Source organism: Acidovorax sp. 99 (genome assembly GCF_003096455.1).
GTDB classification, from domain to species: Bacteria; Pseudomonadota; Gammaproteobacteria; order Burkholderiales; family Burkholderiaceae_C; genus Acidovorax; species Acidovorax delafieldii.
Genome location: NZ_QEKU01000001.1, coordinates 2722577 through 2742267, shown reverse-complemented (window position 1 = coordinate 2742267; position 19691 = coordinate 2722577). Strand labels below are relative to the sequence as shown.

At 66.7% G+C, this 19691-nt stretch carries 22 protein-coding genes; 15 read left to right on the top strand and 7 right to left on the bottom strand.

Going from position 1 to position 19691, the window contains the following annotated elements; translation table 11 throughout:
- Nucleotides 1-88 precede the first annotated feature (88 nt).
- Nucleotides 89-2074 (bottom strand): lytic transglycosylase domain-containing protein, encoded by a 1986-nt coding sequence (locus C8C95_RS12840; protein ID WP_116748840.1) that lies wholly within the window; start codon nucleotides 2072-2074, stop codon nucleotides 89-91.
- Nucleotides 2075-2088: 14 nt separating this feature from the next.
- Between C8C95_RS12840 and C8C95_RS12835 the strand changes: the two genes are divergently transcribed.
- The 3 genes from C8C95_RS12835 to C8C95_RS12825 all read left to right on the top strand — a co-directional run bounded on the left by C8C95_RS12835 (nucleotide 2089) and on the right by C8C95_RS12825 (nucleotide 3803).
- On the top strand, nucleotides 2089-2661 hold the full coding sequence (locus C8C95_RS12835; protein WP_056059531.1) for a 5-formyltetrahydrofolate cyclo-ligase: 573 nt from the start codon (nucleotides 2089-2091) through the stop codon (nucleotides 2659-2661).
- A 132-nt stretch (nucleotides 2662-2793) separates the two neighbouring features.
- Entirely contained in the window at nucleotides 2794-3486 is a 693-nt protein-coding gene (locus C8C95_RS12830) for a glutathione S-transferase family protein (RefSeq protein ID WP_116748839.1), read from the top strand.
- Nucleotides 3487-3494: 8 nt separating this feature from the next.
- On the top strand, nucleotides 3495-3803 hold the full coding sequence (locus C8C95_RS12825; protein ID WP_116748838.1) for an NIPSNAP family protein: 309 nt from the start codon (nucleotides 3495-3497) through the stop codon (nucleotides 3801-3803).
- A 24-nt stretch (nucleotides 3804-3827) separates the two neighbouring features.
- On the opposite strand, the gene C8C95_RS12820 is transcribed toward C8C95_RS12825, so the two are convergent.
- Nucleotides 3828-4283: a hypothetical protein gene (locus C8C95_RS12820; RefSeq protein ID WP_116748837.1), complete on the bottom strand. Its 456-nt coding sequence runs from the start codon at nucleotides 4281-4283 to the stop codon at nucleotides 3828-3830.
- 45 nt (nucleotides 4284-4328) lie between these two features.
- Here C8C95_RS12820 and C8C95_RS12815 point away from each other — a divergent pair, with 45 nt between their 5' ends.
- Together C8C95_RS12815 and C8C95_RS12810 are read left to right on the top strand one after the other, a co-directional pair.
- Entirely contained in the window at nucleotides 4329-5588 is a 1260-nt protein-coding gene (locus tag C8C95_RS12815) for a multifunctional CCA addition/repair protein (protein WP_116748836.1), read from the top strand.
- Nucleotides 5589-5696: 108 nt separating this feature from the next.
- Nucleotides 5697-6155, top strand: coding sequence for an N-acetyltransferase (locus C8C95_RS12810; RefSeq protein ID WP_116748835.1), 459 nt, complete (start codon nucleotides 5697-5699; stop codon nucleotides 6153-6155).
- 21 nt (nucleotides 6156-6176) lie between these two features.
- On the opposite strand, the gene C8C95_RS12805 is transcribed toward C8C95_RS12810, so the two are convergent.
- Together C8C95_RS12805 and C8C95_RS12800 are read right to left on the bottom strand one after the other, a co-directional pair.
- Nucleotides 6177-6818, bottom strand: coding sequence for a DUF1109 domain-containing protein (locus C8C95_RS12805; RefSeq protein WP_099731337.1), 642 nt, complete (start codon nucleotides 6816-6818; stop codon nucleotides 6177-6179).
- Entirely contained in the window at nucleotides 6815-7360 is a 546-nt protein-coding gene (locus C8C95_RS12800; protein ID WP_116748834.1) for a sigma-70 family RNA polymerase sigma factor, read from the bottom strand. Before C8C95_RS12800 ends, C8C95_RS12805 begins: the two co-directional genes overlap by 4 nt.
- Before the next feature lie 212 nt (nucleotides 7361-7572).
- Here C8C95_RS12800 and C8C95_RS12795 point away from each other — a divergent pair, with 212 nt between their 5' ends.
- The 4 genes from C8C95_RS12795 to C8C95_RS12780 all read left to right on the top strand — a co-directional run bounded on the left by C8C95_RS12795 (nucleotide 7573) and on the right by C8C95_RS12780 (nucleotide 9974).
- Nucleotides 7573-7866, top strand: a complete 294-nt coding sequence (locus C8C95_RS12795; RefSeq protein WP_056059544.1) for a DUF2282 domain-containing protein — start codon at nucleotides 7573-7575, stop codon at nucleotides 7864-7866.
- Nucleotides 7867-7868: 2 nt separating this feature from the next.
- The gene (locus C8C95_RS12790) at nucleotides 7869-8717 is read left to right on the top strand and encodes a DUF692 domain-containing protein (protein ID WP_116748833.1); all 849 of its coding nucleotides are present in this window, start codon (nucleotides 7869-7871) and stop codon (nucleotides 8715-8717) included.
- Nucleotides 8708-9478: a DNA-binding domain-containing protein gene (locus C8C95_RS12785; protein ID WP_116748832.1), complete on the top strand. Its 771-nt coding sequence runs from the start codon at nucleotides 8708-8710 to the stop codon at nucleotides 9476-9478. Before C8C95_RS12790 ends, C8C95_RS12785 begins: the two co-directional genes overlap by 10 nt.
- Before the next feature lie 70 nt (nucleotides 9479-9548).
- Complete coding sequence (locus C8C95_RS12780) at nucleotides 9549-9974, top strand: DoxX family protein (protein WP_116750273.1); 426 nt, start codon at nucleotides 9549-9551, stop codon at nucleotides 9972-9974.
- A 108-nt stretch (nucleotides 9975-10082) separates the two neighbouring features.
- Here C8C95_RS12780 and trxC read toward each other — a convergent pair whose 3' ends face one another.
- Nucleotides 10083-10520 (bottom strand): thioredoxin TrxC, encoded by a 438-nt coding sequence (gene trxC / locus C8C95_RS12775; RefSeq protein ID WP_108498515.1) that lies wholly within the window; start codon nucleotides 10518-10520, stop codon nucleotides 10083-10085.
- Between the two features lie 188 nt (nucleotides 10521-10708).
- Here trxC and otsB point away from each other — a divergent pair, with 188 nt between their 5' ends.
- Genes otsB through otsA form a run of 3 tightly spaced genes read left to right on the top strand, consistent with a single transcriptional unit; the run spans nucleotide 10709 to nucleotide 14674 of the window.
- Complete coding sequence (gene otsB, locus C8C95_RS12770; RefSeq protein WP_116750272.1) at nucleotides 10709-11446, top strand: trehalose-phosphatase; 738 nt, start codon at nucleotides 10709-10711, stop codon at nucleotides 11444-11446.
- Nucleotides 11443-13248, top strand: coding sequence for a glycoside hydrolase family 15 protein (locus tag C8C95_RS12765; protein ID WP_116748831.1), 1806 nt, complete (start codon nucleotides 11443-11445; stop codon nucleotides 13246-13248). The genes otsB and C8C95_RS12765 overlap by 4 nt, the downstream gene beginning before the upstream one ends.
- Nucleotides 13249-13297: 49 nt before the next feature.
- Complete coding sequence (gene otsA, locus C8C95_RS12760; protein WP_056745889.1) at nucleotides 13298-14674, top strand: alpha,alpha-trehalose-phosphate synthase (UDP-forming); 1377 nt, start codon at nucleotides 13298-13300, stop codon at nucleotides 14672-14674.
- Nucleotides 14675-14703: 29 nt separating this feature from the next.
- On the opposite strand, the gene C8C95_RS12755 is transcribed toward otsA, so the two are convergent.
- Nucleotides 14704-14898, bottom strand: a complete 195-nt coding sequence (locus C8C95_RS12755) for a DUF2905 domain-containing protein (protein ID WP_056745516.1) — start codon at nucleotides 14896-14898, stop codon at nucleotides 14704-14706.
- 32 nt (nucleotides 14899-14930) lie between these two features.
- Nucleotides 14931-15728 carry a histidinol-phosphatase gene (gene hisN, locus C8C95_RS12750; RefSeq protein WP_116748830.1) on the bottom strand — a complete coding sequence of 266 codons (798 nt, stop codon included), beginning with the start codon at nucleotides 15726-15728 and terminating at the stop codon, nucleotides 14931-14933.
- A gap of 217 nt (nucleotides 15729-15945) precedes the next feature.
- On the opposite strand from hisN, the gene C8C95_RS12745 reads away from it, so the two are divergent.
- Genes C8C95_RS12745 through C8C95_RS12735 form a run of 3 tightly spaced genes read left to right on the top strand, consistent with a single transcriptional unit; the run spans nucleotide 15946 to nucleotide 19691 of the window.
- On the top strand, nucleotides 15946-16971 hold the full coding sequence (locus C8C95_RS12745) for an ABC transporter substrate-binding protein (protein ID WP_116748829.1): 1026 nt from the start codon (nucleotides 15946-15948) through the stop codon (nucleotides 16969-16971).
- 39 nt (nucleotides 16972-17010) lie between these two features.
- Nucleotides 17011-18018, top strand: coding sequence for an ATP-binding cassette domain-containing protein (locus C8C95_RS12740; RefSeq protein ID WP_116748828.1), 1008 nt, complete (start codon nucleotides 17011-17013; stop codon nucleotides 18016-18018).
- The gene (locus C8C95_RS12735) at nucleotides 18015-19691 is read left to right on the top strand and encodes an ABC transporter permease subunit (RefSeq protein WP_116748827.1); all 1677 of its coding nucleotides are present in this window, start codon (nucleotides 18015-18017) and stop codon (nucleotides 19689-19691) included. The genes C8C95_RS12740 and C8C95_RS12735 overlap by 4 nt, the downstream gene beginning before the upstream one ends.

Sequence of the window (19691 nt, the reverse complement as noted above, 5' to 3'; positions counted from 1 at the left end):
CTGAGGCGCTAGTTGAATATGCGCCTTCAGCTCCTCTATTGATAGCAATCCAGGTACCTCTCGCCCCCGCATGGCGAGCAACAGGGCCTCAGGGCAAGTCCTTGTTTACCTCGGGCAAGTTCGCGTCGCGGGGGCCAATGGTGCCCAAGCGGCTTTTGAGAGACTGGGGCAGGCCGGTGAGGATGGCTGCGTAGTTGGTGGTGTTGGAGAGCACCTTCTTCACGTAGTCGCGCGTCTCGGCAAAAGGCACGTTCTCGGCCCAGATGGCGGCGTCCAGCACCGGGCCGTTGCGCCAGCTGCGTGGACGGCCAGGGCCCGCGTTGTAGGCGGCCGCGGCCATGGGCATGGAGCCCGCAAAGTCGTCCAGCGCCAGCTTGAGGTAGGCCGTGCCGATGGTGATGTTGGTGTCGCGGTCGGTGATCTGGTCGGGCGTGAAGTTGGTGAGGCCAATCTTCTTGGCCGTCCAGCGGGCCGTGGCGGGCATCACCTGCATGAGGCCCGAGGCACCGACATGCGAGCGGGCATCCATCACAAAACGGCTTTCCTGGCGGATGAGGCCGTACACATAGGCCGGGTCGATGCCGATGCCTTGGGCACGCTCCACCACGGTGCTGCGAAACGGCATGGGAAAGCGCTGCGTGACGTCCACCACGCCCTTGGTGCGTTCGCTGGTGTTGATGCAGCGGTCCCACACCTCGCGCTGGCAGGCGAAGTCGGCGGCGGCCAGCAGTTCGCGGTCGGGCATGCCGCCGCTCTGGTGCAGGTTGGTGGTGTAGTTCCACTCGCGCACGCCTTCGCTGCGCAGACCAAGCAGGATGGCGTACAGGGCGCGGTTGAGCCCCGGGTTGGCGCGGGCGGCAGCCTTTTCTTCGGCGGTGAGGGGCGCGGGAGCGGGGGGCGTGGTGATGCGTTGGCCCAGCTCTTCGAGCGCCAGCTGCTCATAGAAGCCGCGCGTTCCGGCAATGCCTTCGAGCAGTTGCCGGGCTTCGGCGCGTTCGGCATCGCTCACGCGGCCCGCCAGCAGCGAGCGCGCCTTCCAGTACACCCAGGTGCTGTCCTGGCGGCCTTCAGGGCCCATGGCATCCACCGCCTTGCCCACGGCCTTCCACTGGCCGGCGCGCAAGGCGGCACGCACCTTCCAGCCCAGCAGGTCGTCGTTGAGGTCGCTGTCCTTGGTCACATTGGCGAAGTAGCCGTGGGCGTTGCTGGCCAGTTTCTGCGCAGCGGTCTTGCCGATCACGCCCCAGGCCCAGTTGCGCTCTTCGGCCGAGAGGTGCACGCCCCATTTGTTCTCCAGCTGGTAGGCCGCGCCGTCCGGGTCGCTGGTGGCCAGCTTCAACAGGGCGAGCAGCACCAACTCTTGCCGGGCCTTGCCGGCCGCCGTGGCGCGCGAGAGCAGGTATTTGCTGGGCGCATCGAGCACATCCTTGAGCTGCGGCAGCGATTCGGGCGAAACGATCTCGACCGCCGAGCGCACCACGCGGGGGCGGTTGGCCTCCACGCCCAGGCGGGCCTTGCGCCACACGTCCAGGGCCGAGAGCTTCTTGTAGCCATACAGCTCGCGCGCGGCGTGGGTGCAGCCATCGTCGGCGTCGCGGATCGCATACCAGTTGCTGCGCACGTCCTCGGCCACGGTGGCCGGTGCCGTGCCCTTGATCTGGTCGATCAGCAGCGCGTAGCAGCGCACTTCGCGGTCGTCCGACATGCGGTAGCTGGGGTGTTGGTCGGCAAACTGGCCCCAGTCGCGCCGCTGGCCCAGCAGCAGCAGCCAGTCGTTGCGCAGGCGGTCTTCCTGGTAGGTGCCGGCGTAGCGCTGCATGAAGGCCTGAATCTCCGGTGGCGAGGCCTCGCCCAGACGCACGCGCAACTCCCAGTACGCGGCCCAAGGCTCGAGCGCATGGCCGCGTGCCGCAGGTAGCAGCTGCGCGAGCTTGTTGCGGTCGCCCTTGCGGAACGCCTGCTGCATCTCCAGCAGGGTATCGTCACCACGGTTTTGCGCCATGACAAGGGGCGCGGTGGCGGCCAGCAGGGTGGCGGCCACAAGGGGTGTCAGAATCGCTCTGAGAAATTGCATGGGGGAATTATCTGATGGACAAAGCAGCCCTTCGGCGCACATTGATAGAAGAACGCCTCAACCTGCCCGACCGCCTACAGCGGGCCGACCTGTTACAGCAGGTGATGCGCATCTGGCTGGTGAACCGGCCGGATACGGTGATCGGCGCCTACTGGCCCATCAAGGGCGAGTTCGACCCCCTGCCCGCCCTGCACCGCTGGAAGGAAGACGGCGAGCTGCTGGACGAACCCCTGCGCCGCCGCATCGGCCTGCCCGTGGTCAACAAGCAGCACAAGACCCTCACCTTCCACGCCTGGTACCCCGGCTGCCCCATGGAAGAAGACGCCTATGGCATCCCCAAGCCCAAGGACACCGAGGTCATCGTGCCCACGCTGCTGTTTGTGCCCTGCGTGGGCTACGCACCGGGTGGCTACCGGCTGGGCTATGGCGGCGGCTTTTACGACCGCACGCTGGCGACGCTGCAGCCCAAGCCGTTCACCGTGGGCCTGGGCTTCACCCATGGCTACCTGGACGACTTCGAGCCCGAGGAGTTCGACCTGCCACTCGACGCCATCCTGAACGACAACGGCGTGGTCTGGCCCATCTGACCCCCGGCCAGGCAGACCTGCACGATGGCCTGTGATGCCGGCAGCGCATCATTCAGACCAGTTTTTGGCATCGCTGACGCGCCCGGCAGCCGCTAGCATGGCGGGCTGACCTCTTCATCTCAGGTGCCCAACATGCTCAAGCTCTACATCGGCAACAAGAACTACTCGTCCTGGTCCATGCGCCCCTGGGTGCTGCTCAAGCAGGCGGGCATCGTCTTTGAAGAAGTGCGCGTGCGCTTTGACAGCTTCGACGCACAGTCGGAATTCAAGCGCACCATCGGGGCCGTGAGTCCCACGGCCAAAGTGCCCGTGCTGGTGGACGGCGACCTGGTGGTGTGGGACACCCTGGCGATTGCCGAGTACGTGGCCGAGACCCACCCCGACAAAAAGCTCTGGCCCACCGACGCCAAGGCCCGCGCACGCGCCCGCAGCGTCTGCGCCGAGATGCACAGCGGTTTCACCGCCCTGCGCAGCCACTGCCCCATGAACATCGAAGCAAACCTTGCCGACACCGGCGCCCTGATCTGGCGCGACCAGGCCGGCGTGCGCGCCGACGTGCAGCGCCTGGTGGAGATGTGGAGTGCGCTGCTGCAAGAGCATGGCGGTCCGCTGCTGTTTGGCGAATTCACCGTGGCCGACGCCTACTTTGCGCCCGTCTGCATGCGCCTGCATACCTACGCCCTGCCCGTGCCTGCGACCATCCAGGCCTATGTGGATCGCGTGCGCGCCCTGCCCGGCGTGCAGGCCTGGATCGACGAGGCACTGGCCGAGAAGGACTTCCTGGACTTCGAAGAGCCCTACCGCCTGCGCCATACCCAAGGCTGAGCACCACCATGGCCGTCACCATCTACCTGCGCTATGTACTCAACACCAGCAAGCTGAAAGAGTTTGAGCACTACGGAAAACTGTGGATTCCGCTGGTCGAGAAATTCGGCGGCCAACACCACGGCTACTTCATGCCCAGCGAGGGCGCCAACAACATCGCGCTGGCGCTGTTCACGTTCGAGAGCCTCGCAGCCTACGAGCGCTACCGAGAGGCGTCGATGCAGGATGCGGACTGCCAGGCGGCCTTCCGCTATGCCGAAGACACGGGGTGCATCGTGAGTTATGAGCGGAGTTTTTTCAGGCCGGTGTTTGGCTGAAGGGGCACGGGCAGCCGGGCCACGCTACCGAAACTGCTTGCGCAAGAACGCCTTGTGCCGCGCGATGTGCGCCAACTGGGCGGGGGCCATGGAGCCGCCCAGGTCTTCGTCCTCGGTGTTGAGCACCTGGTTCGCGTAGGCCATGGCGCGGGCCACCACATCCTCCTCGCTCACGCCCTGGGTGGCAGCAAGGTCCATCGCCACGCGGCGCATGGCGCGCTGCGACAGCATCCACATCGCGCCGAAGGAATCCCATGCGGCCGCCACCTCCTTGAACTTGTCATGTTCAGCCAGGATGTCGTTGAGCGGCTTGGCCAGGATCTCCTGCAGCGCCTCCACCTGGGCCTTCAGGGCCTCGAATTGCGCCTCGCGCTGCAGGGCCTCGGCGGCCGCGTTGGCGGCGGCGTCAGGCGCCTGGGGCACGGGCACGCTGCCGTCGGGGTTGAGCTGGGCAATGGTGAGGTCGGACGATAGGGACATGGTGGACAGGAATATACGGCCGGGGGCCCGGCCTAAACTACGCCGATGCAAATCTACATGGTGGGCGGCGCGGTCCGCGACAAGCTGCTGGGCAGGCCGGTGAATGACCGCGACTGGGTGGTGGTGGGCGCCACGCCCGAGCAGATGCTGGCGCAAGGCTACCTGCCCGTGGGGCGCGACTTCCCCGTCTTTTTGCACCCCGAAACACGCGAGGAATACGCGCTGGCCCGCACCGAGCGCAAGAGCGGGCGCGGCTACCGGGGCTTTGTGGTGCACAGCTCGCCGGATGTGACGCTGGAAGAAGACCTCTCCCGCCGCGACCTTACTATCAATGCGATAGCTGAAAACATAGATGGGAAGCGCGCAGAAGGCATTTTTGACCCCTATTCTGGTGCCCAAGACATTGAGGCACGGGTGCTGCGCCATGTGACCGACGCTTTCCGCGAAGACCCGGTGCGCATCCTGCGCGTGGCGCGCTTTGCGGCGCGCTTCACCGACTTCACCGTGGCGCCCGAGACGATGCAGCTGATGCGCGAGATGGTCGCGCATGGCGAGGTGGACCACCTGGTGGCAGAGCGCGTGTGGCAAGAGCTGGCGCGCGGGCTGATGGAAGCACAACCCTCGCGCATGTTCGAGGTGCTGCGCGAGTGTGGCGCGCTGGCCGTGCTGCTGCCCGAGGTGGCTCGCCTGTGGGGCGTTCCCCAGCGCGCCGACTACCACCCCGAGGTAGACACCGGCGTGCGCCTGATGATGGTGCTGGACATGGCCGCGCGGCTCTCGGCGCCGCTCACCGTGCGCTTTGCCTGCCTGGCGCACGACCTGGGCAAGGGCACCACGCCCGCCGATGTGCTGCCACGCCACATCGACCACGAAACCCGCAGCGCCGAGTTGCTGAAAGACGTGGCCGAGCGCCTGCGCGTGCCGGTGGACTGCCGCGAGACGGCCGACGTGGTGGCGCGTGAACATGGCCACATCCACCGCAGCACCGATTTGTCTGCCGCTGCCCTGGTGCGCCTGCTGGAGCGCTGCGACGCGATCCGCAAGCCCGAGCGGTTTGCCGAGATTCTGCTGGCCTGCGAATGCGACGCACGTGGGCGGCTGGGGTTTGAAGAGTCTGCCTACCCGCAGCGCCCCCGCCTGCTGGCCGTGCTGGCCGCCGTCCAATCGGTCGTCACGCGCGAGATTGCGGCCCAGGCCGCCGCCAGGGGCCAAAGCGGCCCGCAGGTGGGTGCGCTGATCCACCAGGCACGGGTCGAGGCGGTGGCGCAGTGGCTGCACACCCAGGCGCACGGCGCTACCACCTGACCGCGTGCGCTGCGTCGCCAAGATCGGTCCAACCCTCCCTACAATCCGCGTCCGCTCGCACCCTGGAAAGGGTGCGTCTTTTGGCTATTTTGCGATCACGACGCCGCTATGACCTCTGTGCACATCCGACCCGCCACCCCGGCAGACGCCGACACCATCGCGCCGCTGTTGGATGCCTACCGGCAGTTCTACGAACAGGCACCAGACCTGGCCGGAGCGAGGGCCTTCATTGCAGAGCGGTTGGAGCGCGACGAGTCCGTGATCTTGCTTGCGATGGATGGGGCACTGGCAGCGGTGGGCTTTTGCCAGCTCTACCCCACGTTCTGCTCGGTGGAGGCAGCGCCCATCTACACGCTGTACGACCTGTTCGTGGCGCCCGCAGCGCGCAAGACAGGGGCCGGGCGCAGCTTGCTGCTGGCGGCAGAAGCGACGGCCCGCGCCCATGGCAAGGTGCGCATGGACCTGACCACGGCCCACACCAACACCACGGCGCAAAAGCTCTACGAATCGCTGGGCTGGACGCTGGACACAGTGTTCCGCGCGTACAGCAAGCGTGTCAGCGCCTGAAGCTCCATTCCCCCACCAGCGCTACCAGCGCAGCAGACGCGGCCCCAGTACAGCCCCCAGAGCAGTCGGTATGGCCATGCCCGCCAGATACCACACCGCCAAAAACGGGGTGGCCATCTCGGGGCAATGCAGGGCATACACCAGCGCCCCCAGCGCGCCTGCCAGCAAGCCAGCGCCCGCTCCTGCCCACGCCAGCCGCGTGGGCGCAGCGCCCTTGAGCGCCCAGAAGCCCCCAACGAACGCAGGAACCGACAGCAAGGCGATATTGAAGGGACAAGTCCGCCAGGTGCTGCCCAGAATCAGCGGCACACGCTCCGCCGCAGGCACCTGCCACAGAGCCCCCAGGGCCATGGCCCACAGCACCAGCGGCGGCACCGCCAGCCACAGGGCTGCGAGGCCCAGCGGCATGCCCGGGCGGGCCATGCGGCGCAGCAGCGCCAGGCCAGCGGCTGCCAGGGCGGCCGCAAACACCAGCTTGCCCCAGAACATGGGCAACGCCATGGTCGCCAGCAGGTCAGGGCGCAGACCGAACAGGGCCAGCATCAGCCCCCCGGCACCGGCAATGCCCACAGCGCTAGCGACAGCAAACCGTCGCTCAATAGCGACGGGCTGCACCGGCCGGTCATCGGTGGCCAGCAGGTGGATCAATTCATCGGTTTTCATGCCATTCCCCTGATCTTGGCGGCCAGGGCCTTGAGCCCCCGGTGCACGCCGACTTTGACGGCCGACTCCGACAACCCCGTGAGGCGCGCCGTCTCGACCACCGACAACCCTTCCAGCTTCACATACTCAATGGGCAGCCGCTGCTTGTCTGGCAGCGTGCGCAACAGTTGCCCCAGGTCTCGCCGGGCTTCGGCAGCCTCGCTGTCGCTGATGGCAAACAACTCGTCGGCATCGTCCAGCGGGTCGTTGCGGCCCTCCTTCACGGCATGCGAGCGCAGCCAGTCGATGAGCTTGTAGCGCGCAATCGCATGCGCCCAGGCGGTCACCGGCATCTCGGGCCGGTAGGTGTGGCGCTGGTTGTGCACGGCCAGCAGCGTCTCCTGCACCAGGTCTTCCACCTCATCGGGCCGCTGCGCCAGGCGGCGGCGCAGGAAGGCGCGCAGGTGAGCGCTCAGCTCCTTCAAAAAACGCTGGTAAGAGGCTGCATCGGCATCCAGCCCCCGCATCAGCAAGCCGCGCAGGCGCTCTTCCACTATCTCCATGGTGTCTCCCTGCAAAGAATTCGTATGCCGGGGCCAATGGGTTACAGGCAACACAAAAAATATTTGCGCAACGCCGCCACGATTTTTTGAGCAGTGCTGTAACCCGCCTGCTGCACAGCCCGAATTACAACGCAGATCGGGCCACTCAATGCGACCTCAGTGCCGCAACCCGGTCGGATTCAACCTTTATCCAACCCTCGGAGAACCGTACCATGACCACTCGCACCCTCAGCCTCGGCGCCCTCGCACTCGTTGCCCTGACCTCTGGCGCCGCCATGGCCCAAACCAACGCCGCCCCCATGGACGGCGCCAAGCCTGCCATGGAGAAGTGCTACGGCGTCTCGATGGCTGGCAAGAACGACTGCGCCGCAGGTCCCGGCACCACCTGCGCGGGCACGTCCAAGATGGACTACCAGGGCAACGCCTGGAAGTTTGTGCCCGCAGGCACCTGCACCACCATCAAGACGCCCAAGGGCATGGGCATGCTGACGCCCATGAAGAGCTGACCATGGCATCCCCTCTCACCGCCGGCCTGGGTCTCAAGCCCCAGCACTACGACGAGGCGCTGCGATGCACTGCCCCCGGCCTGTGGTGGGAGGTGCACCCCGAGAACTACCTGGCCGACGGCGGCCCGCGCCTGGCCTGGCTCGAAGCCATCCGCTCGCGCCACCCAGTGGCACTGCATGGCGTGTCACTGTCGCTTGCGGCCGATACACCACCTGATGAGGCCCACCTGGCACGGCTTGCGGCCCTCGCAAGACGGATAGAGCCCGCCATCATTTCGGAGCACCTGGCCTGGTCCACCTGGCACGGGCAATACCTGCCCGACCTGTTGCCGTTTCCGCGCACGCACGCGGCACTGCACCGCATCGCCGGCAACATCGCCCGCACGCAGGATGTGCTGCAGCGCCCCATCGCCATCGAGAACCCCACGCATTACCTGCACATCGACGGCCACGACTGGGCAGAAACCGATTTTCTGGCCGAGCTGGTGCGGCGCACCGGCTGCACGCTGCTGCTGGACGTGAACAACGTGTACATCAGCGCCAACAACCTGGGATTTAGCGCGCAAGCCTACCTCGAAGCTTTCCCCCTGCACGCCGTGGCAGAGATCCACCTGGCAGGCCACCATGCCGACCCGGTGCATGGCAATGCTCTGCTGATCGATAGCCACGATGCGCCCATCGCGCCAGCGGTGTGGGCGCTGTACGAGCAGGTGATGGCGCGCACTGGCCCCGTGCCCACCCTGATCGAACGCGACGACCAGTTGCCTACCTTCAATGAACTGCTGGCCGAGCGGGAGCGTGCCCACCGCGCGCTCACCCATGCACAGCCCCGGGAGGTTGCATGCAGCTGAGCACCTTTCAGGACGGCTTCTCTGCCGCTCTGCTCGGCCATGCTGCAGATGCACCATGGCTGTCCGCATTGGAAGCTCAGCCCGGTTTTGCCGTGTACCGCAACACCGTGCTCAAGGGCTGCATCGATGCGCTGCAGGCCAATTACCCCACGGTGTGCCAGCTGGTGGGCGAAGACTGGTTCCGCGCCGCTGCGGCGGTGTTTGCCCGTGCGCAGCCGCCGCGTGACGGCTTGCTGGTGGACTATGGCGCCGGGTTTGACAACTTTCTGGCCGGTTTTGCACCGGCGGCCGAACTGCCCTACCTGAGCGCCGTGGCAAGCCTTGACCGCTGCTGGACCGCATGCCATCTGGCGGCAGACGCCACCGCCGTGGACCGCCACTGGCTGGCACAGCCGGCCCCTGGCACCGTGCCCCACGCGTCACTGCAGCCGCACCCCGCCGCACGCTGGGCCTGGTGTGAAGACTTTCCCGCCTATGCGCTGTGGCACCACCACCGCGAAGGCCTGGCCCTGCCCGAGGCCTTGGACTGGCACGGCGACGGCGCACTGCTCACCCGGCCCCATGCGGACGTGATATGGCGGCCCCTGTCCCGCGCCGGCGTGGCGTTTCTGGACGCGTGCGCCCAAGGCCTGCCACTGGAGACTGCCGCCACCCGCGCCCTGGTGGCCGAGCCGGCGACCGACTTTGCCGCCCTGATGACCAGCCTGCTCGACGCGGGCGCCTTGACGACCACCAACCCACACACCGCCCACACCGGCTGAGGAGCCCACCATGCACATCCCCAACACCCCGGCCACCCACGTCCACACGCCCCCCGCCACAGGCCCGCGCATGCTGTGGGCCCGCCTGGCCGACACCGCCACCTGGCTCACCCCGCACAGCCTGCTGGCCCTGGTCAACCGCGTGGCCATTGCGGGCATCTTCTGGATGTCGGCACGCACCAAGGTCGAGGGCTGGTTCACCATCTCCGACAGCGCCTACGCGCTGTTCCGCGACGAATACAAGCTGCCCTTGCTGCCACCCGAGCTGGCAGCGCAGATGGCTACCGTGGCCGAGCACCTATTCCCGGTGCTGCTGGTGCTGGGCCTGTTCACACGCCTGTCGGCCCTGGCGCTGCTGGGCATGACGCTGACGATTCAGCTGTTTGTCTACCCGGACGCGTGGCCCACCCACCTGTCATGGGCGGGGCTGATGCTGTACCTGGTGGGGCGCGGTGCCGGCAACGTGTCGCTGGACCGGGCGCTTGGGATTCGTTGAGGAACCCGTCTGCGCGGGATCAATAGCTACTATTTCAATAGCACTCAAGGCATATTCAACTATCGCTTGCGGCCTAAAACGCTTCAAAACCTGCCAAGTCGTTCCCAATCACCCCACCACGGTACGCACCCAGCGCACGATGTCCGCCGCCCCCAGCGCGCCCGAAATGCGCGCCACCTCACGCCCCTGCTGAAACAGGATCATGGTCGGAATGCTACGGATGGCATAGCGCGCCGCAATGGCCTGCTGGTCTTCGGTGTTGAGCTTGGCCAGGCGCACGCGGGGTTCCAGCTCACGCGCAGCCTGCGCAAAGGCGGGCGCCATCTGGCGGCAGGGACCGCACCACGGGGCCCAAAAATCCACCAGCACCGGGATGTGGCTGCGCACCACATGCTTGTCAAAGCTGGTGGCATCCAGCTCCAGCGGCGCCCCAGCAAACAGGGGCTGATGGCATTGGCCACAGTCGGGCGCGCTGCCCAGGTCGGCGCTCTGCACGCGGTTGGTGGTGTGGCAATGGGGGCAGACGATGTGCAGGGCTTCGGTCATGGCGCAGCAAGAGTTAGAGGCAAAAAGCTTGGTGATCATTTGGCGCCGCAGGCGCGCGGTTTCAAGAGTCCGCGCGGCAATCTGCGGCCACTCCAGTTGCAACCGGTCGCAGACCTTGCGCGCGTTTACCAGCCCTGAATCCCCCTGGTGGCCGTGCCTGCATTGCAGCGTCTGCTATGGTTTCGCGCATGCAGCTGCTCCCCACACTGACAACTGCCCATGCGCTTTTTCTCGATTTCGATGGCACGCTCACCGAGCTGGCACCGCGCCCTGAGGCGGTGCGCATCGCATCGGGCCTGATTCCCACGCTGTCATCGTTGCACACCCAGCTGGGTGGGGCGCTGGCCATCGTGACCGGCAGACCCGAAGCCGACATCGACGGATTTCTGGCGCCGCTGCGCCTGCCGCTGGCGAGCGAACATGGGGCCCAATACCGCCTTTTTGACACTTCGGTGCCCGCCACCGCACCACCCGCGCTGGAGTCCGTCTTGCAAGCCGCTCAGGCCCTGGCAGCGCGCCACCCCGGTCTGCTGGTGGAGACCAAGCGTGTGAGCGTGGCCCTGCACTACCGCCAGGCGCCCCACCTCGAATCCCTGTGCCACGACACGCTGGTGCGGGCCATGCGCGAGGTGGAAGGTGTGGAACTGCTGCGTGGCAAATGCGTCTTTGAAGTGAAACCCCGTGGCGTTCACAAAGGCCAGGCCATCGTCGACTTCATGACACAACCACCCTTTGTGGGCCGCACGCCGGTCTTTGTGGGCGATGACGTCACCGACGAGGCCGGCTTTGCCGCTGTGCAGACGCTCGGCGGCTGGGGCATCAAGGTGGGCGAAGGGCCCACCATGGCACAACACCGCTGCATGACATCGGCCGCACTGCGGGGCTGGTTGTCGTCTGCACGCACAACGCTGGAGCGCGAACGATGAACACAGCCGCCACAGCCCCCCAGACGGGCTCGCTCAACCTCGGGATGATCGGCAACTGCGCCATCAGCGCACTGATCGACGACCACGCCCGCATGGTGTGGTGCTGCCTGCCGCGCTTTGATGGCGACCCGGTGTTCAATGCCCTGCTGCAGCCCGGGGATGGGGGCAGCCACTTTGCGATCGAGCTGGAAGACCTGGCATCGGCCCACCAGTGGTACGAGCCGAACACCGCCATCCTGCGCACGCAGTTGTTCGACAAGGCGGGCCACGGCATCGAGATCACCGACTTTGCGCCACGCTTTTACAGCCGGTCACGCTACTTCCGGCCCATGACGCTGGTACGCCGGGTGCGCCCCATCCAGGGGTCGCCGCGCATCCGTGTGGCGCTCAAGGTGCGCTACGACTGGGGCCAGACCACGCCCGAGATCACGCGCGGCAGCAACCACATCCGCTATGTGGGCGAGAGCATGACGCTGCGCCTGTCCACCGATGCACCGGTGTCGCATGTGCTGTCGGGCCAGGCGTTTGTGCTCACGCGCGAACACAACTTTCTGCTGGGCGCCGACGAGACGCTGGTGGACGGTATTGCCGATAACGCCCGCCGCTTTGAACAGGAGACCACGGCCTACTGGCGCAGCTGGAGCCGCGCCCTGGCCATTCCACTGGAATGGCAGGACGCGGTGATCCGTGCGGCCATCACGCTCAAGCTGTCGCTGTACGAAGAAACCGGTGCCATCGTGGCCGCCATGACCACCAGCATCCCTGAGTCGGCCCACAGCGGCCGCAACTGGGACTACCGCTACTGCTGGCTGCGCGATGCTTTTTTTGTGGTGCGCGCGCTCAACAGCATCTCCGAGGTGGGCACCATGGAGGACTACCTGCGCTGGCTGAGCAACGTGGTGGTCGAAGGCGGCGACGGCCACATCCAGCCGCTGTATGGCATCGGGCTGGAGAAAGACCTGCCCGAAAGTTTTGTGCCCCAGCTGGCGGGCTACCGGGGCATGGGCCCGGTGCGCGTGGGCAACCAGGCAGCCGAGCATTTTCAGCACGACGTGTACGGCAACATCGTGCTGGGCGCGGCCCAGGCCTTTCATGACCACCGCCTGCTGCACCGCGCGGGCCTGGCCGAATTCAAGCGGCTGGAACAGGTGGGCGACAACGCAGTGCGTGTGTACGGTCAGCCCGATGCCGGCATGTGGGAGCTGCGCACGCGCGCCCGGGTGCACACCTCGTCCGCACTGATGAGCTGGGCCGCTTGCGACCGGCTGGCCAAGATCGCCGCCACGCTGCAGCTGGCCGACCGTGCCAGCCACTGGCAGCAATATGCCGACCGCATGCGCGCCGAGATCCTCAACAAGTCGTGGTGCGAAGAACGCCAGGCGTTTGCCGAGAGTTTTGGCGGGCATGAGCTGGATGCCAGCGTGCTGCTGATGGCCGAGGTGGGCCTGATCGATCCCAAGGACCCGCGCTTTGTGAGCACCGTGGAGGCCATGGAAAAGAGCCTGTGCGATGGCCCCTACATGCGCCGCTACGAGGCGGCCGACGACTTTGGCAAGCCCGAAACGGCCTTCAACATCTGCACCTTCTGGCGCATCGACGCGCTGGCGCGCATTGGCCGCAAGGCCGAGGCACGGGCCATCTTCGAGACCATGCTGGCCGCACGCAACCCGCTGGGCCTGCTGTCGGAGGACACCCACCCCGAAACCCGCGAGATGTGGGGCAACTTCCCGCAGACCTATTCGATGGTGGGTGTGATCAACGCCGCCGTGCGCCTGTCAGCGCCCTGGGACAGCGTGATTTGAGGCGCTGTCCGACACCGGCCGGGGGCGGTCAGCACGGATGATTGCCCCCATGAGCCGTCTTGTCGTCATCTCCAACCGCCTTGCCGATCCGCGCAAGCCCGCCGCCGGTGGCCTTGCTGTGGCCCTGGGTGAAGCCCTGAACCAGACCGGAGGCCTCTGGTTTGGCTGGAGCGGCACCGTGGTCGAAGACGGCACACCCGGCGAGAGCGAACTGCACACCCGCCAGGCCGGCGCCGTCACCCTGGCCACCGTGGACCTGTGCCGCGAAGACCATGACAGCTACTACCACGGCTACAGCAACAGCGTGCTGTGGCCGGTGTTCCATTACCGGCTGGACTTGGCCGACTTCAACGCCCGCTACATCACCGGCTACCGGCGTGTGAACCAGATGTTTGCGCGCAAGCTGCTGCCCCTGCTGCGCGACGACGATGTGATCTGGGTGCACGACTACCACCTGATCCCGCTGGCCGCCGAACTGCGCGCCATGGGCTGCAAGCAGCGCATCGGGTTCTTTCTGCACATTCCCATGCCGCCGCCGCTCATCATGGCGGCCATTCCGCAGCACGAGTGGCTGATGCGGTCTTTGTTCGCCTACGACCTGGTGGGCCTGCAGAGCGAGGCCGACGTGTCGCATTTCACGCGCTATGTGCGCAACGAGGGCAGCGCCGAAGAAGTGGACGAAAAGCGCGTGCGCGCCTTTGGGGCTACCGTGGTGGTGCAGTCGTTTCCCATCGGCATCGACGTGGACGAATTTACCCGCCTCACACACGCCCCCGACGCGGTGGAGACCTACGAGAACATGCGCGACGAGTATTCGCGCAGGCGCCTGCTGCTGGGCATTGACCGGCTCGACTACTCCAAGGGCATCCCACACCGCGTGCGCGCATTCCGCGAGCTGCTGGATCGTTACCCCGAAAACCGCGACAGTGCGACGATGATCATGATCGCCTCACCCAGCCGCGACGACGTGCACGCCTATGCCGACCTGCGCCAGGAACTGGAGGGCCTGTGCGGCTCGGTCAATGGCGACTACGGCGAACTGGACTGGATGCCCGTGCGCTACATCCACCGCATGGTGGCGCGCAAACGTGTGCCGGGCCTGTGCCGCGCCGCTGCCGTGGGCCTGGTCACGCCACTGCGCGATGGCATGAACCTGGTGGCCAAGGAATACGTGGTGGCGCAAGACCCGGACAACCCCGGCGTGCTGGTGCTGTCACGGTTTGCAGGTGCAGCAGAACAGTTGAAAGAGGCGCTGCTGGTGAACCCCTACGACCCCCAGGGCATGGCCGACAGCATCCAGCAGGCCCTGCAGATGCCGCTGGCCGAACGGCAGGCGCGCCACCAGAAGCTCATGGCGCGCATCAGGGAGCACGATGTGCACTGGTGGCGCAAGGCGTTTCTGGACGCGCTGCAGACGGCGGGCTAGCAGGCGCAGCGGCCGCGGTGATGGCGGCCCTACAACAGCTTGGTGATCAGGCTGACCACAAAGCTCAGCAGCAGCGTGGACGCCAGCGGCACATCCCAATCGCGCCCCAGCCAGCGAAACCGGAAGTCCCCGGGCAACCGCCCAAAGCCCATGCGGCGCAGCAGCGGCGACAGCCAGCTGATGAACATCAGGGCCAGGAGAATGACGAGGAGCCAGCGGAACATGGTGCGCCCAGTGTAGGCGCCACCGCATTCGACTAGGCGATGGCGGTTTCGGCCAGTTGGGCCAGCGCCTGGGCATGCAAATGCGGCGTGGCAGCGGCTACCACCCGCCCATCCGATGCCACCGTGAGCGCGCGGCCCTGCCAGTCGGTAATGCGCCCGCCCGCGCCCTCCACCAGGCAGACCAGCGAGAGGTAGTCGTAGGGCTGCAGCCCCGCCTCCACCACCAGGTCCACATGCCCCCCCGCCAGCTGGGCATAGGCATAGCAGTCGCCGCCAAACCGGCGCAGCGCGCACTGGCGGCTCAGCGCTTCAAAACACTGCCAGTCGGCCGCACCAAAGGCGTCCGGCGACGTGGTGTAGATGCGGGCCTGCGCCAGTTGCTCGCACCCGCTGGCCCGCACGGGCTGGCCATTGCACTGCGTCAGCTGGCCTGCCAGCCCCGTCCAGCGCTCACCCAGCACCGGCAAATCCATGAGCCCCAGCACGGGCAGCCCCTGGTGCAGCAGTGCAACGAGCGTGCCCCACAGCGGCGATCCGGTGATGAAGCTCTTGGTGCCGTCGATGGGGTCGATAACCCACACGTACTCGGCGTCCAGCCGCTCGCGGCCATGCTCCTCGCCCAGGATGCCGTGCGTGGGTGCCTGCGCCTGCAGCACCGCGCGCATCGCAGCTTCGGCCTCGCGGTCGGCAATGGTGACCGGGCTCTCGTCCGCTTTGGTCAGCACATCCAGCGGGGTGCGGAAGTACCGCAGCGAGTGGACGCGGGCCGCATCGGCCAGGGCGTGCGCCAGGGCCAGGAAGGGGGAAACGGGGGTTGGCAAAGTGTTCATGGGAATGTGTAAGGAAAGAGGTCCGGGCTGTGTTTGGGCAATGAAGAAGGGCCTACCGCTCGGCATGAACGGGTTGGCATATTTAGTGCTTGTGTATTTTCGTGCAAAAACAATAATTTGCACAAGTGCAATAAAACGCACAATTTTGGTGAACAAATTCCCTGGCCTGCGGCGACCCCGCACTGTTTTTTGGCAACGCACCGTTCTGGAGAAATTCATGCGCACTAGCTCCTCCCTCTTTGCCGCCCTGCGCCTGCTGCCCGTGCTGGGCGCCTTGGCCTGCGGGCTGACCGCCGCGCAGGCGGGCACCGTCACGGCCTACACCGCGCTCGAAGAAGATGAGATCAAGGAATACCTGGCCGCCGCAAAAAAGGACTTGCCCGATGTGGATGTCAAATTGCTGCGCCTGTCCACCGGCGACCTGGGTGCGCGCATCCTGGCCGAAGCCGCCAATCCGCAGCACGATGTGATCTGGGGCTGGGCGCTGACTAACACGCTGGACCCGCGCATCACCGCCCTGCTGGAGCCCTATAGCCCCAAGGGCAGCGACAAGCTGGCTGCCAAGGACAAGGCCGCCGATGGCAAATGGTTCACCACCACCGGCTACATGGCCGCGTTCTGTGTGAACACCGAGGTGCTCAAGGCCAAGAAGCTGCCCATGCCCACGTCGTGGAAGGACCTCACCAACCCCGTCTACAAGGGCGAGGTCGTCATGCCCAACCCGGTGTCCTCGGGCACGGGCTACCTGCAGATTGCCGCGCTGATCCAGTCGCGCGGCAATGACGAGGGCTGGAAGCTCATCAAGGCCATGGACGGCAACGTGGCGCAGTACATCAAGTCGGGCTCGCGCCCCTGCAAGGCCGCGCGGGCGGGTGAGTTTGCAATTGGCACCTCGCTGGCGTTTGCGGCCATGCAGTCGGTGGACGAGGGCTACCCGGTCAAGATGGTGATCCCCACTGACGGCGCGGGCTATGAGCTGGAAGCCTCGGGCCTGATGGCCAGCTCCAAGAACAAGGCCGACGCCAAGCGCTTTCTGGACTGGACGCTGTCGCCCGGCGCGGCGCAGCTCTACACCAAGTACAAGGAAATCGTCACCGTGCCCGGCGTGCCGCAATCCAAGGCGGCCGCAGCGGCAGGCCTGCCCGCCGACCTCTCCAAGGTGCTCTACCCCATGGACTTTGCCAAGTCCGCCAAGGAACGCGACGCGATCCTGGGCGCCTGGCAAAAGACCATCGGCCGCTGAACCGCTGCACTGAACCTCACTCCCCGAGGACCACACACCATGTCCCTGCAGATCACCGACCTGCACAAGAGCTTTGACGGCCAGGTCGCGCTCGAACGCATCCACCTCGCCGTGGGCGCCTCGGAGTTCGTGTGCCTGCTGGGCCCCAGCGGCTGCGGCAAGACCACGCTGCTGCGCATCATCGCGGGGCTGCTGCCTGCCGATGGCGGCCGCATCACGCTGGGCGGCCGTGACCTGGCCACGCTGCCGGCGCGCGACCGGGGCTTTGGCATCGTGTTCCAGTCGTACTCGCTGTTCCCGCACATGACGGTGGCGCAGAACGTGGGCTACGGCCTGGCCATCCGCCGCACACCGCGCGATGTGGTGCAGGCGCGCACGGCCGAGCTGCTGGACATGGTGAAGCTGGCCGACTATGGCGGGCGCTACCCGGCGCAGCTGTCGGGCGGCCAGCAGCAGCGCGTGGCCATTGCGCGGGCACTGGCGGTGAACCCCTCGCTGCTGTTGCTCGACGAACCCCTGTCGGCACTGGACGCCCGCGTGCGCGCCGACCTGCGCCATGAGCTGCGCGAGGTGCAGCGCCGCCTGGGCATCCCCACCATCATGGTCACGCACGACCAGGAAGAAGCCCTGGCCATGGCCGACCGCATCGTCTGCATGCAGGGTGGGCGCATTGCACAGGCGGGCTCGCCGCGCGAGCTGTACCTGGCGCCGCGCACCCGCTTTGTGGCCAACTTCATGGGGCACAGCAACCTGCTGCCGCCCGCCCAGGCACGACTGCTGCAGCCCGCCCTGGGCGGGGCCCCCGAAGGCATGGAGCCGGAGTCAGCCCTGCTGTGCATCCGCCCCGAACGCCTGCAGCTGCAAGCCAGCGCACAGGGTGCGGGCCGCGTCACCGGCACCACCTTCCTGGGCAGCATCCAGCGGGTGCAGCTGCGCTGGAACGACCTGGACCTGCTGGCCGAATCCAGCAGCGCCAGCACCTGGGAGGCTGGCCAGAACGTGAACATCTCGGTGAGCGCGCAGGACTGCGCCTGGGTGCACGCATGAGCTCCACCACCGCCCCCCAACTGCCGCCCATGCATGCCAGCGAGCGCTGGCTGCTGCGTGCCTGCCTGCTGCTGCCGCTCGCCGCGCTGGTGCTGTTCTTTGGCGTGCCCATGCTGGCCATTGCCTGGCGCAGCCTGGTGCAGGACACGGGCGGCATCGGCTGGGGCAACTACGCCGCGCTGCTCGACACCCCGGGCGTGTGGCGGGCCCTGGCCAACAGCCTGCTGCTGGGCGCCGTAACCACGGCCGTCACGCTGGTGCTGGCCTTTGTGGTGGCGTTTGGGCTGGAGCGCACCGGCATGCCGGGCCGCCGCTTTGTGGCCGGGGCGCTGGCGCTGCCCATGCTGGCGCCCTCGCTGGTGCTGGGGCTGGGACTCATCTTTTTGCTGGGGCGCAACGGCGTCGTGGGCAAGATGCTGGGCGTACGGCCCGAAATCTATGGTTTTTGGGGCCTGCTGATTGCGGACGTGCTCTATGCGCTGCCGCAGGCCGTGCTCATCGTGCGCACCGCGCTGCGCCAGGGCGATGCCCGGCAGTACGACGCCGCCGAGGTGCTGGGCGCCACGCCCTGGCGGCAGTTTTGCGACATCACGCTGCCGCAGGCCCGCTACGGCCTGCTGAGCGCTGGGTTTGTGGTGTTCACCATCACCATCACCGACTTTGGCAACGCCGTGGTCATTGGCGGCAACTTTGCCGTGCTGGCCACCGAGATCTACAACCAGGTCAGCGGGCAGATGAAGTTTGGCATGGGCGCGGTGGTGGGCATGCTGCTGCTGGCGCCCGCCGCGTTGTCGGTGTTCATCGAACGCATGGCCGCACAGCGTGCCGGGGCAGGTGCCGAATCGGCCCTGCCGCCCACGCCCACCCGCCGCCCGGGGCGCGATACCGCATTCTTCATCGCCTGCATGGGCATTGCGGGCAGCATCGTGGCCCTGGTGCTCACGGTGGTGGTGGCCAGCTTCATCCGGCTGTGGCCCTATCGGCTGGACCTCACGCTCAAGCACTACGACATCACCATTGCGGGGGGCTATGCGCCGCTGTGGACCTCGGTGTGGGTTTCGGCCCTGGCCGCCAGCGTGGGCGCGGCGATGCTGTTTGTGCTGTGCTTTGGCATCCGCCGCCTGCCGGGGCGGCTGGCGCAGGCGGCCACAGCGCTATCGGCCTTGCCGGTGGGCGTGCCCGGGCTGGTGCTGGGGCTGGCCTATGTGTTCACCTTCAACACGGCCACCTGGCCCTGGGGCATGCTGTATGGCACGGCCATTTTGCTGGCGCTGTGCAACTACTACCACTACCACACGCAGGGCTTCATGACCATGATGACCGGCATGCGCAACGTGCCCACCACGCTGGAAGACGCCACCACCGTACTGGGCGGCAGCACCGCCCGCGTGCTGCGCGATGTGTACCTGCCCGCGCTGCTGCCTACGTTGCTGGCGGTGCTGGTGTTCTTGTTCATGCGCTCCATGGTCACGCTGTCGGCGGTCATCTTCCTCATCACGCCCTCGCTGCCCATGGGGGCGGTGACGGTGATGCGGCTGGATGAAGCGGGGCTGACCTCGCAGGCGGCAGCGTTCTCTACCTGCATCATGGCGGTGGTGGGGTCGCTGGCGCTGCTGCTGCACTTTGGCACGCAGCGCCGCGTCCGACGCGCCCCAGGCTCCAAGCCCGCCTAA

Excerpts from the sequence above, each read along its gene's own strand:
- C8C95_RS12785 (WP_116748832.1), top strand. The coding sequence starts at position 8,708 with ATGCAGCTGAGCACCTTTCAGGACGGCTTCTCTGCCGCTCTGCTCGGC.
- hisN (WP_116748830.1), bottom strand. The coding sequence starts at position 15,728 with ATGAACACTTTGCCAACCCCCGTTTCCCCCTTCCTGGCCCTGGCGCAC.
- C8C95_RS12735 (WP_116748827.1), top strand. The coding sequence starts at position 18,015 with ATGAGCTCCACCACCGCCCCCCAACTGCCGCCCATGCATGCCAGCGAG.
- otsA (WP_056745889.1), top strand. The coding sequence starts at position 13,298 with ATGAGCCGTCTTGTCGTCATCTCCAACCGCCTTGCCGATCCGCGCAAG.
- C8C95_RS12805 (WP_099731337.1), bottom strand. The coding sequence starts at position 6,818 with ATGAAAACCGATGAATTGATCCACCTGCTGGCCACCGATGACCGGCCG.
- C8C95_RS12815 (WP_116748836.1), top strand. The coding sequence starts at position 4,329 with ATGCAAATCTACATGGTGGGCGGCGCGGTCCGCGACAAGCTGCTGGGC.
- C8C95_RS12790 (WP_116748833.1), top strand. The coding sequence starts at position 7,869 with ATGGCATCCCCTCTCACCGCCGGCCTGGGTCTCAAGCCCCAGCACTAC.
- C8C95_RS12840 (WP_116748840.1), bottom strand. The coding sequence starts at position 2,074 with ATGCAATTTCTCAGAGCGATTCTGACACCCCTTGTGGCCGCCACCCTG.
- C8C95_RS12795 (WP_056059544.1), top strand. The coding sequence starts at position 7,573 with ATGACCACTCGCACCCTCAGCCTCGGCGCCCTCGCACTCGTTGCCCTG.
- trxC (WP_108498515.1), bottom strand. The coding sequence starts at position 10,520 with ATGACCGAAGCCCTGCACATCGTCTGCCCCCATTGCCACACCACCAAC.
- C8C95_RS12800 (WP_116748834.1), bottom strand. The coding sequence starts at position 7,360 with ATGGAGATAGTGGAAGAGCGCCTGCGCGGCTTGCTGATGCGGGGGCTG.
- C8C95_RS12820 (WP_116748837.1), bottom strand. The coding sequence starts at position 4,283 with ATGTCCCTATCGTCCGACCTCACCATTGCCCAGCTCAACCCCGACGGC.
- C8C95_RS12830 (WP_116748839.1), top strand. The coding sequence starts at position 2,794 with ATGCTCAAGCTCTACATCGGCAACAAGAACTACTCGTCCTGGTCCATG.
- C8C95_RS12755 (WP_056745516.1), bottom strand. The coding sequence starts at position 14,898 with ATGTTCCGCTGGCTCCTCGTCATTCTCCTGGCCCTGATGTTCATCAGC.
- C8C95_RS12740 (WP_116748828.1), top strand. The coding sequence starts at position 17,011 with ATGTCCCTGCAGATCACCGACCTGCACAAGAGCTTTGACGGCCAGGTC.
- C8C95_RS12780 (WP_116750273.1), top strand. The coding sequence starts at position 9,549 with ATGCTGTGGGCCCGCCTGGCCGACACCGCCACCTGGCTCACCCCGCAC.
- C8C95_RS12765 (WP_116748831.1), top strand. The coding sequence starts at position 11,443 with ATGAACACAGCCGCCACAGCCCCCCAGACGGGCTCGCTCAACCTCGGG.
- otsB (WP_116750272.1), top strand. The coding sequence starts at position 10,709 with ATGCAGCTGCTCCCCACACTGACAACTGCCCATGCGCTTTTTCTCGAT.
- C8C95_RS12825 (WP_116748838.1), top strand. The coding sequence starts at position 3,495 with ATGGCCGTCACCATCTACCTGCGCTATGTACTCAACACCAGCAAGCTG.
- C8C95_RS12745 (WP_116748829.1), top strand. The coding sequence starts at position 15,946 with ATGCGCACTAGCTCCTCCCTCTTTGCCGCCCTGCGCCTGCTGCCCGTG.
- C8C95_RS12810 (WP_116748835.1), top strand. The coding sequence starts at position 5,697 with ATGACCTCTGTGCACATCCGACCCGCCACCCCGGCAGACGCCGACACC.
- C8C95_RS12835 (WP_056059531.1), top strand. The coding sequence starts at position 2,089 with ATGGACAAAGCAGCCCTTCGGCGCACATTGATAGAAGAACGCCTCAAC.